Raw genomic sequence first — 9839 nt, 5'->3', positions numbered from 1 at the left:
GCCTTCGGCAGCTCCTACACCGATCCATGTAGGAGCTGCCGAAGGCTGCGATCTTTTGACTTTTAAAATCCCACGTCCCATTGCGGATTTTCAGGAAACCGCTGCACCAAAAAATCCAGCATGCTGCGCAGCGCTGCCGGCATGTGCTTGCGCGAGGCGTAGACCGCGTAGATGTTCAGCTGCCGGGGCTCGGCATCGGGCAGCAGACGCACCAGCTCACCGCTGTGAATATGCACCCCGGCCTGATACGTGGGCAGCATTGCCACCCCCGCGCCGGCCAGCGTCGCACGCAACAACGTGCTGGCCTCGTTGGCGCTGATGTTGCCCTGCACCGGCACCGAAACCGGTTCGCCATTCTCTTCGAAATGCCACAGGCTTTTGCCGAAATACGAATGCGTCAGGCAGTTGTGGCGGCTCAGGTCTTCCACCCGTGAAGGCATCGGCTGCTCTTGCAGATAAGCCGGCGCGGCGCACACTACCGAGCGACATACGGTCAGACGCCGGGCGATCAGGTTGGGATCGAGATCATTGCTGGTGCGAATCGCCAGATCGATGCGTTCATCCACCAGATTCACGGTGCGATCAAGCATTTGCATATCGATGCTGACACCCGGGTAGCGTTTGACGTATGCGGCCATCGCATCGGCCAGTTGTGCCTGACCAAACGAAGTGCTGACGCTGATCCGCAGCAAACCGCGCGGTGCATCGTGAGATTCGCTGACGGCAGCCTGCATGTCACTCGACAGTTCGATCATCTGCCGACAGCGCGGGAGGGTTTCACTGCCGGCGGCGGTCAGGCTCAATTTGCGCGTGGTGCGGTGCATCAGCCGCGCGCCGACCCAGTCTTCCAGCTCCGCCAGATAACGTGAAACCACCGGGCGTGACAGGTCCAGGTGATCCGCCGCCGCTGACTGGCTGCCCAAGTCCACCACTGTCACAAACACCCGCATTGCCTGGAGACGATCCATGATTTGCCCGCTTTCAGAAACAAACTATGTTCAAGCATCGCATTTTTTGTACTGAGTCAGGCAACTAAGCTCTGTCCCATCGCCAAGCACGGCATTCGGACACCGGAGCAACAGATGATCGGCTTCACCCTAATCAAACGCGTTTTACTCGCCAGCGCCGCACTGGGTTTTGCGGCACATGCTGCCGCTGCCAACCTGACCCTTGATGTCTACAACCCTGGCACCGAAGCGATATTCCCGGTGACTTCAGTGCTGGTCAGCGGCGAGAAAGACGCGATCCTCGTCGATGCGCAATTCGGTAAATCCCAGGCCGAGCAAGTCGTGGCAAAGATCCGCGCCAGCGGCAAGCACCTGACCACCATTTACATCAGCCATGGTGACCCGGATTACTACTTCGGCCTCGACACCCTGACTCAGGCCTTCCCCGACGCCAAGGTGCTGGCTTCGCAACCGACCGTTGATCACATCAACCAAACCGTCGCCGGCAAACTAGCGTTCTGGGGCCCGAAAATGGGCGCCGACGTGCCAGCCAAAACCATCGTCCCGGGCGTGCTCAAGGGCGACAGCCTGGTCCTCGAAGGGCAGAAATTGCAGGTGATCGGCCTTGACGGCAAACAGCCGGATCGCAGTTTCGTCTGGATTCCTTCGCTCAAGGCTGTGGTCGGTGGCGTGGTGGTCGCCGAGAACATCCACGTCTGGATGGCCGACACCCAAACCGCGCAATCCCACGCCGACTGGCTGCAAACCCTGCACTCGATCGAAACCCTCAAGCCTAACACCGTGGTGCCGGGTCACTACCTCGGTGACAGCCGCCGATCATTGGCCAGCGTGAAATTCACCGCCGACTACATTAAGGCTTTCGACCAGGAAACCGCCAAGGCCAAAGACGCCACCGCCCTGATCGCAGCGATGAAAAAGCGCTACCCGACACTCGGTGAGGAAAGCTCGCTTGAGCTGAGCGCGAAAGTCGCCAAGGGCGAAATGCAGTGGTAAGCCGAACCTGAAAAAACGCAGCACTCGCAAGCCAACTGGAGAATGTCATGAGCAAGATCGCAATCATTGGGGCCACCGGTCGTGCCGGTGGCCAATTGCTGGAAGAAGCCCTGCGTCGTGGTCATAGCGTTACCGCTATTGCCCGCGATACCGCGAAGATCGGCGCCCGTGCCGGTGTGGTCAGCAAGAATGTCGATGTGCTGGATGCGGCGGCGCTGCAGGATGCGTTGGCCGGTCACGATGTGGTGATCACCGCTGCGCATTTCGCTACTGTTCCTGCGAGCGCTATCGTCGGGCCGGTGCAGCGGGCCGGTGTGGAGCGTCTGTTGGTGGTGGGCGGTGCCGGCTCGTTGTTGCTGCCGGACGATTCTCGGGTGATCGACAGCGCGGGTTTTCCGCCCGAGTACAAAACCGAGGCCAGTGCCGGTGCGGCTTTTCTTGATGCGTTGCGTCAGGAGCAGGAACTGGACTGGACCTTTTTGTCGCCATCGGCGGAATTCGTTGAAGGTGAGCGCACGGGCAAATTCCGCGTCGGCCAGGATCACTTGCTGGTGAGCGCCGAAGGCCGTAGCTGGATTACTTTTGCCGACTACGCGATTGCGCTGATCGACGAAGTGGAAACGCCGAAGCATTCGCGTCAGCGGTTTACTGTCGGCTACTAACACATCCCCCCTGTAGGAGCTGCCGCAGGCTGCGATCTTTTGATCCGGTTTTTAAAATCACGATCAAAAGATCGCAGCCTGCGGCAGCTCCTACAGGGGATCTCTGTGGTCAGCGGGTATGCGCTTGTTCGACCAACCAGATCATCAGTTCTTCCAGTTGCGGCGATGGCTCGGTTCCTGGCGGCACCACCACGAAATACGCCAACCCTGTCTTCACCTTCAAATCAAACGGCATCACCAGTCGCCCGGCGCGCAAGTCATCGCCGATCAACGACCAATCCCCGATCGCCACGCCCGTCCCATGCGACGCCATCGACATCGCCTGATCCAGCGTTTCAAAATGCTGGCCGCTGCCGATGTTGTTCAGTTGCAGCTGAGCCGCATTGAGCCATACCGACCAATCCTGAATATCGTGCGTCGGATGCAACAACAGATGCTGTTGCAGATCCGCCGGTGAATTCAGCGCTGGCGAACCTTTGAGCAACAGCGGCGAACAGACCGGTGTCAGTTGCTCGTCGAACAGGTGCAAGGCGCCCGGTGAGTTATCGGGTGGCGGGCCGTAGATCACCGCTGCATCGAACTGTTCGCGCTGAAAGTCCACGCCGTGTTGCAGCGATGCCGTGAGTTTCACCGGCACGTCCGGGCGTTCTTTCTGCCATTGCAGCAAGCGCGGCAGCAGCCAGCGCATCACGCAGCTCGGTGCCTTGAGTTGCAGGGTTTCACGCTGCAGGCCGATTTGCTCGGTCGCTTCGCTGATCAGCCCGAAGATCTTTTCCACGCGCGGTAGCCATTCCCTTCCTTCGGCGGTCAGCGCCAGACCACGGGCCAGTCGGATGAACAGCGGATAACCGAGATGCTCTTCCAGACCGGCGATCTGCCGGCTCACCGCGCCTTGGGTGATGTGCAACTGCTCGGCGGCGCGGGTGAAGTTGCAGCACTGCGCCGTGATCAGGAAGGTGTGCAGGGCGGGCAGGGGAGGCAGGCGCTTCATGGGGATCCAAGGTATGACGTAAGGACATGGCTAGTATGACTTTTAATCGATTGTTGCGGCTACCGGCCGACCGTTCAATGAGGCCATTAAAGGGCTTTATGTAGGAGTGAGCCTGCTCGCGATAGCGGTAGATCAGTCACTGCGATGTTGGATGTGATGACGCTATCGCGAGCAGGCTCACTCCTACAGAAAAGCACGGTGTATTCAGCGAGCAGAAGGGCAATCGACATGGCGACGTGTGGCGAAGTACTGGTCAAGTTACTCGAAGGTTACGGGGTCGAGCAGGTGTTCGGCATTCCCGGGGTGCATACCGTAGAGCTGTATCGCGGGCTGGCGCGTTCGAGCATTCGCCATGTCACCCCTCGCCACGAGCAGGGCGCCGGTTTCATGGCTGACGGCTATGCGCGCACCGCGGGCAAACCGGGGGTGTGCTTCATCATCACCGGCCCGGGGATGACCAATATCACCACCGCCATGGGCCAGGCCTACGCCGATTCGATCCCGATGCTGGTGATCTCCAGCGTGCAGTCGCGCAGCCAATTGGGCGGCGGTCGCGGCAAGCTGCATGAGCTGCCGAACCAGAGCGCACTGGTTTCCGGTGTCGCGGCGTTCTCGCACACGTTGATGTCCGCTGCGGAATTGCCGGTGGTGCTGGCGCGTGCCTTTGCTTTGTTCCAGGCCGGTCGTCCACGCCCGGTACACATCGAAATTCCGTTGGACGTGCTGGTTGAAAACGCCGATGACTTGCTCGCCAGTGTGCCGGTCAATATCGACCGTGCCGGTGCTGCGCCCGCTGCCGTTAAACGCATGAGCGAGCTGCTGGCCGAAGCCAAACGTCCGTTGATTCTCGCTGGTGGCGGTGCCATCGACGCGGCGCCGGAATTGACCAAACTCGCCGAGTTGCTCGACGCTCCAGTGGCACTGACGATCAATGCCAAAGGCATGCTGCCGGGCAATCATCCGCTGCTGATTGGCTCGACCCAGACGCTGGTCGCCACCCGCGCGCTGGTCGCCGAGGCCGATGTGGTGCTGGCCATCGGCACTGAACTGGCCGAGACCGATTACGACGTCACCTTCGCCGGTGGTTTCGAGATTCCCGGCAAACTGCTGCGCATCGATATCGACGCCGATCAGACCGTGCGCAACTACCCGCCGCACCTGGCGCTGGTGGCCGATGCGCGCAACGCCGCGCAAGCCTTGCTGAACACGCTGTCGCAGGAAAAACTCGACGAGCGCAGCAGCGATTGGGGCCAGGCCCGCGCCTGCAAACTGCGCGCCGAACTGGCCGCCGGCTGGGATGCGCCGACCTTCGCGCAAACGTGTTTCCTCGACACCGTACTGGATGAACTGCCGAACGCTGTATTCGTCGGCGACTCGACGCAACCGGTGTACACCGGCAACCTCACGTTTAACCCCGATCACCCGCGCCGCTGGTTCAATGCCTCGACCGGTTACGGCACTCTCGGCTATGCCTTGCCCGCGGCGATTGGCGCCTGGCTCGGCGGCCAACTCGACCAGGGTGCGCGCCCTCCGGTGGTGTGCCTGATCGGCGATGGCGGCCTGCAATTCACCCTGCCGGAACTGGCCAGCGCCGTCGAAGCACGGGTGCCGGTGATCGTCCTGCTGTGGAATAACCAAGGCTACGAAGAGATCAAGAAATACATGGTCAACCGCGCCATCGAGCCGGTCGGCGTGGACATCTACACCCCGGATTTCGTCGCTGTGGCCAAGGGCCTCGGCTGTGCGGCTGAAGCCATCAGCAGCATCGACCAACTGCGCAGCGCGTTGCGCAGTGCAAGCGATCGTCAGGGCCCGACCCTGATTGAAATCGACCAGACCCAATGGATGAAGGCAGTGGCGCAATGATCAGTTTCCCCACCACACTCGACGGCCTCTACATCAACGGCCAGTGGTCCGCCGGCCCCGAGCATTTGCGCGTGATCAACCCGGCCAGCGAAGCGTTGCTGACCACGGTCAATGGCGGTGACGAGCACGCAGTCGATCAAGCTGTTTCGGCTGCCAGCGCAGCGTTCAAGAACTGGTCGCAAACCAGCGGTACCGAGCGCGGCGCGATCCTGCGCAACATCGCCAACGGCGTGCGCAATGGCCGCGAGCATTTGATGAACCTGCAATCGAGCAACAACGGCAAACCGCAGTTCGAAGCGGCCATCGACGTCGACGACGTGATCGCCACGTTCGAGTATTACGCCGAACTCGCCGAAGGCCTCGACGCCAAACAGGACAGCAACGTGCCGCTGCCCAGCGATGATTTCAGCGCACGCCTGCGCCGCGAACCGTGCGGTGTGGTCGGGTTGATCGTGCCGTGGAATTTCCCGATGGTGACCACCGCGTGGAAACTCGCGCCGGCATTGGCGGCGGGTTGCTGCGTGGTGCTGAAACCGTCGGAAGTGACACCGCTGCCGGAGCTGGAACTGGCGGCAATTATCGCCGAATCGGGTCTGCCCAATGGTGTGTTCAACCTGGTCTGCGGCACGGGATTGGCGGTCGGTGCGCCGTTGTCGGTGGATCCGCGCATCGCGAAGATTTCCTTTACCGGCAGCAATGCGGTCGGCGTGCAAGTGATGCAACGCGCGGCGGAAACGGTGAAGGGTGTCAGCCTGGAATTGGGCGGCAAATCTTCGCTGCTGGTGTTGGCGGATGCCGACATGGATCTCGCCGTTGAACTGGCCTGCGGCGGCGCGTTTTTCAACGCCGGGCAAATGTGTTCGGCCACCAGTCGTGTGCTGGTTGCTGAGGAGCTGGAGGAGGAATTCCTCACTCGTTTGCAGAAACGCGCGCAGGCGATTCGTGTGGCCGATCCGTTCGATGCCGACGTGGAGATGGGCGCGCTGGTCAATCAGGCGCAGTACCAGCGAGTGCTTGGACACATCGATCGTGGCCTCAGCGCCGGTGCGCGTTTGCTCTGTGGCGGCAATCGTCCGGCCGATCTGCCGCGTGGCTATTTCTTGCAGCCGACGGTGTTCACTGACGTGCCGCTGGACAGCGCATTGTGGTGTGAAGAGATTTTCGGGCCGGTGCTGTGCGTGCGCAGTTTCAGCAGTGAAGCCGAGGCGATTGCGCTGGCCAATGACACGCCGTTTGGCTTGGTCGCGAGTGTGGTGACGGCTGACGCCGTAGCGGCAGATCGTGTGGCCAATGCCTTGCAAGCGGGGATGGTGTGGATCAATGCACCGCAGGTGATTTTCCCGCAAGCGGCGTGGGGCGGGTACAAGCAGAGCAGCATTGGTCGCGAGCTGGGGCCTTGGGGGTTGGCGGCGTTTCAGGAGATCAAGCATGTGATTCGGGCGGTTTGATCACAGAGGCGTATTGGCTGGCCTGGCCTCATCGCGGGCAAGCCCGCTCCCACAGGTTTATTGGTGTGCACAAAATTTATGCATGGCATCGATTCCTGTGGGAGCGGGCTTGCCCGCGATGAGGCCAGCCGCCACACCGTAGCTTCCGGATCAGACAGACAACCGCAACCGCGCCAAATCCCGCAACGGCGGCGCACCAAACAATCGGCTGTACTCGCGGCTGAATTGCGACGGACTTTCATACCCCACCCGATACCCCGCCGCCGACGCCTCCAACCCTTCAGCCAGCATCAAGCGTCGCGCCTCTTGCAGACGCAACTGCTTTTGATACTGCAGCGGACTCATTGCGGTCATCGCCTTGAAGCGGTGATGCAAGGTCGAGACGCTGAGGTTCACTTCCTTGGCCAGATCATCAATGCGCAACGGCTGCTCAAAGTTGCCGTTAAGCCATTTGATCGCCTGGCTGATGCGATGGCTCTGGCTATTGGCAATCGCGATCTCATACAAACGATGGCCCTGCGGGCTGCGCAGCAGGCGATAGAGAATTTCCCGGCGAATCAGCGGCGCGAGCATGGCGATGTCTTTCGGCGAATCAAGCAACCGTGCCAGACGCAGCACCGCGTCGAGCATCGAACTGTCGATCTGCTCGACATACAAACCGCGCCCGGTGGGGCGGGTTGGTACGCCCATGGGGCCGGCGTCGGCGATCAATGCGGTGATTTCGGCCGGGTCGATATCCAGGCGCACGGCGAGGATCGGATCCTCGGGCGAGACATTGACCACGCGCCCGCTCAGCGGCATCGAAACCGACACCACCAGGTAATTCAGCGGGTCGTAGTTGAAGAACTCGTCCGCCAGCCGCACCTCTTTACGTCCCTGCGCCATGATGCACAGCGCCGGTTGCGCGAGCACCGGGGCAAAGTCGTGGGATTTTGTGTGGCGCGACATGTACAGCGAACCGATGGCGGTCTCGTAGCTGCCATCGTCGGTGGTGTTGCGGCGGATGATCGCCGCCAGTTCCGCGCGCTGCTTTTCCATGTCAGCGGTGGGTTCGGCTTGAAAACGATCGAATGACGTCATGCACGGCATCCTCGGCAGGGGAGGTGGAATGGAGCAGAGCATATGTTTGTGCAAGCGCCAGCGGTAGACACATCCTGCGAAATGCTTGCCTGATTCTGCCCAGGATTGTTTCCGCATCCGCCGTCTTACCGCCCTGTAGGAGCTGCCGAAGGCTGCGATCTGTTGATCTTCAAGGCAAAATCAAAAGATCGCAGCCTTCGGCGGCTCCTACACAAAAGCCGTATGACAGCGGTGTGACGGTCTTTTACAGGTTCTTACAGCGCTTGTGCGCAGTCTCGCAGGATTGTGCAACGCGACGGCAGGAATCGACTAACGGCGCGTAGCGCGTGGCCCTTAACCTTTGATCCTGTCGCAGCCCGTCCCCCGGCTGCCACGCGACTCCCTGGGAGGGTTGAACATGTCCAAGCAGATTCCCGTCAGTCATATGGCCTTCGTTCGAGCGCGCGCCGGGCGTTCGGCGGAACTCGGTGTACGCCTGAGCGCGTTGATCGATCCGTCCCGCGCCGCCCCCGGTTGCCTGAGCTTTGCCTTGCAGCAATCGCAGTGTGATCCCGAGTTGTGGCTGGTCTCCGGGTTCTGGAGCAGTCAGCAAATGATGACCAACTATTTCAACAGCCCGTCGATGGGAATCTTCGCCGAGCTGGTGCAGGAGCTGGTGGTCAACAGCCTCGACTTCCACACCTTCAAGGATGTTTCTGCGGCGCAAGCGCTCGGTCAATGCCCGGCGCCGGTACACAAACTCGTCGGTTGAGGGTTTAATGTCCGGCTTAATTTGTCTGAGCCGGGATGTGTGACATGGCACGTAAAGAGTTCGAACACTTCGAAGCAGTTTCCGCAGTCGTCCCCGTCGAGTTGGGCGGCAACAAGGGCTATCACGCGGCAATCGCGGTCAAGGCCCTGGTCGATGGCGGTGCACCACGCTTTCACAGACTGCTGAATGATCAGGTCTTCCCCGGCGCCATTGCCGCCGACGAGGCTGCCATCAATGAGCTGGACAACCTCAAGGGCGTCACTGACGACGCCGAGTTGATCTGGTAACGCGTTATTTGGTTGCGCCCGGACGCCACATCTTGAACAGGGCTTCAGGCCCCAGCTGGAAGTAATCCGCCGGCCCGCCGCCGCGCAGAATCGGTTCTGCCGCGGCGGTGTCGTAGATGCCGTCCTTCAACAGCCACTTGGCGATATGCACGGCGACCACTTCGCCGAGGATCAGCCAGCTCGGCACCGTTTCGCCATCGGCGCGCTGCAACTGAATAATCTGGGTGACCTTGCATTCGAAGGACACCGGACTCTCGGCGACTCGCGGCACCGAAATCACCTTTGACGCGACCGTCGTCAGCCCTGCCAATTCAAACTCGTTGACCTCAGGCGCAACCATCGCGCAGCTCTGGTTCATCTGCTCGGCCAGCGGGCGGGTGGCAAGGTTCCAGACGAATTCGCCGGTCTGTTCGATGTTGTTCAGGCTGTCTTTGCGCCCGACACTGGAAAAACCAATGATCGGCGGAATGTAGTTGAAGGCGTTGAAGAAGCTGTACGGCGCCAGGTTGAGCTGGCCGTTGGCATCCTGCGAGGAAATCCAGCCGATGGGACGCGGGCCGACGATGGCGTTGAACGGATCGTGGGGCAGGCCGTGGCCGTTGGCGGGTTCGTAGAAATGGATGTCGTCGGGCATGGCGGGTGAATTCCTGAGGCTGCTTTTCGGATGCAGCCATAGTGCAAGGACGCTTCGCATATTTCCAGTCAGACACGAACCCCCTGTAGGAGTGAGCCTGCTCGCGATAGCGGTGTGTCAGTTGACAGATGTTTGACTGACCCACCGCTATCGCGAGCA

General features: G+C 60.8%; 10 protein-coding genes. 6 read left to right on the top strand and 4 right to left on the bottom strand.

Annotation, left to right across the window (positions count from 1 at the left end; translation table 11 throughout):
- Positions 1-62: 62 nt before the first annotated feature.
- Complete coding sequence (locus EJA71_RS26355) at positions 63-968, bottom strand: LysR family transcriptional regulator (RefSeq protein ID WP_218576493.1); 906 nt, start codon at positions 966-968, stop codon at positions 63-65.
- A 114-nt stretch (positions 969-1082) separates the two neighbouring features.
- Between EJA71_RS26355 and EJA71_RS26350 the strand changes: the two genes are divergently transcribed.
- On the top strand, positions 1083-1961 hold the full coding sequence (locus tag EJA71_RS26350) for an MBL fold metallo-hydrolase (protein WP_158960893.1): 879 nt from the start codon (positions 1083-1085) through the stop codon (positions 1959-1961).
- A gap of 47 nt (positions 1962-2008) precedes the next feature.
- Positions 2009-2623, top strand: a complete 615-nt coding sequence (locus EJA71_RS26345; RefSeq protein ID WP_158960890.1) for an NAD(P)-dependent oxidoreductase — start codon at positions 2009-2011, stop codon at positions 2621-2623.
- 109 nt (positions 2624-2732) lie between these two features.
- Here EJA71_RS26345 and EJA71_RS26340 read toward each other — a convergent pair whose 3' ends face one another.
- Positions 2733-3614 (bottom strand): LysR substrate-binding domain-containing protein, encoded by an 882-nt coding sequence (locus EJA71_RS26340; RefSeq protein ID WP_158960888.1) that lies wholly within the window; start codon positions 3612-3614, stop codon positions 2733-2735.
- Between the two features lie 228 nt (positions 3615-3842).
- Here EJA71_RS26340 and EJA71_RS26335 point away from each other — a divergent pair, with 228 nt between their 5' ends.
- Entirely contained in the window at positions 3843-5480 is a 1638-nt protein-coding gene (locus tag EJA71_RS26335; protein ID WP_158960885.1) for a 5-guanidino-2-oxopentanoate decarboxylase, read from the top strand.
- Complete coding sequence (locus EJA71_RS26330; protein WP_178113752.1) at positions 5480-6928, top strand: aldehyde dehydrogenase family protein; 1449 nt, start codon at positions 5480-5482, stop codon at positions 6926-6928. The genes EJA71_RS26335 and EJA71_RS26330 overlap by 1 nt, the downstream gene beginning before the upstream one ends.
- A gap of 150 nt (positions 6929-7078) precedes the next feature.
- Here the strand turns inward: EJA71_RS26330 and EJA71_RS26325 are convergent, their stop codons facing one another.
- Positions 7079-8008, bottom strand: coding sequence for an AraC family transcriptional regulator (locus EJA71_RS26325; protein ID WP_158960879.1), 930 nt, complete (start codon positions 8006-8008; stop codon positions 7079-7081).
- A 397-nt stretch (positions 8009-8405) separates the two neighbouring features.
- On the opposite strand from EJA71_RS26325, the gene EJA71_RS26320 reads away from it, so the two are divergent.
- Positions 8406-8759: an antibiotic biosynthesis monooxygenase family protein gene (locus EJA71_RS26320; protein WP_158960877.1), complete on the top strand. Its 354-nt coding sequence runs from the start codon at positions 8406-8408 to the stop codon at positions 8757-8759.
- Between the two features lie 44 nt (positions 8760-8803).
- The gene (locus EJA71_RS26315; RefSeq protein ID WP_158960874.1) at positions 8804-9046 is read left to right on the top strand and encodes a hypothetical protein; all 243 of its coding nucleotides are present in this window, start codon (positions 8804-8806) and stop codon (positions 9044-9046) included.
- Between the two features lie 4 nt (positions 9047-9050).
- On the opposite strand, the gene EJA71_RS26310 is transcribed toward EJA71_RS26315, so the two are convergent.
- Positions 9051-9680, bottom strand: coding sequence for a flavin reductase family protein (locus tag EJA71_RS26310; RefSeq protein WP_095121359.1), 630 nt, complete (start codon positions 9678-9680; stop codon positions 9051-9053).
- Positions 9681-9839 lie beyond the last annotated feature (159 nt).

The sequence above is a fragment of the Pseudomonas sp. PB106 genome (genome assembly GCF_009764645.1).
Classification (GTDB): domain Bacteria; phylum Pseudomonadota; class Gammaproteobacteria; order Pseudomonadales; family Pseudomonadaceae; genus Aquipseudomonas.
This window is presented reverse-complemented; position numbering and strand designations above follow the sequence as displayed.

Excerpts from the sequence above, each read along its gene's own strand:
- EJA71_RS26355 (WP_218576493.1), bottom strand. The coding sequence starts at position 968 with ATGGATCGTCTCCAGGCAATGCGGGTGTTTGTGACAGTGGTGGACTTG.
- EJA71_RS26350 (WP_158960893.1), top strand. The coding sequence starts at position 1,083 with ATGATCGGCTTCACCCTAATCAAACGCGTTTTACTCGCCAGCGCCGCA.
- EJA71_RS26345 (WP_158960890.1), top strand. The coding sequence starts at position 2,009 with ATGAGCAAGATCGCAATCATTGGGGCCACCGGTCGTGCCGGTGGCCAA.
- EJA71_RS26340 (WP_158960888.1), bottom strand. The coding sequence starts at position 3,614 with ATGAAGCGCCTGCCTCCCCTGCCCGCCCTGCACACCTTCCTGATCACG.
- EJA71_RS26335 (WP_158960885.1), top strand. The coding sequence starts at position 3,843 with ATGGCGACGTGTGGCGAAGTACTGGTCAAGTTACTCGAAGGTTACGGG.
- EJA71_RS26325 (WP_158960879.1), bottom strand. The coding sequence starts at position 8,008 with ATGACGTCATTCGATCGTTTTCAAGCCGAACCCACCGCTGACATGGAA.
- EJA71_RS26320 (WP_158960877.1), top strand. The coding sequence starts at position 8,406 with ATGTCCAAGCAGATTCCCGTCAGTCATATGGCCTTCGTTCGAGCGCGC.
- EJA71_RS26315 (WP_158960874.1), top strand. The coding sequence starts at position 8,804 with ATGGCACGTAAAGAGTTCGAACACTTCGAAGCAGTTTCCGCAGTCGTC.
- EJA71_RS26310 (WP_095121359.1), bottom strand. The coding sequence starts at position 9,680 with ATGCCCGACGACATCCATTTCTACGAACCCGCCAACGGCCACGGCCTG.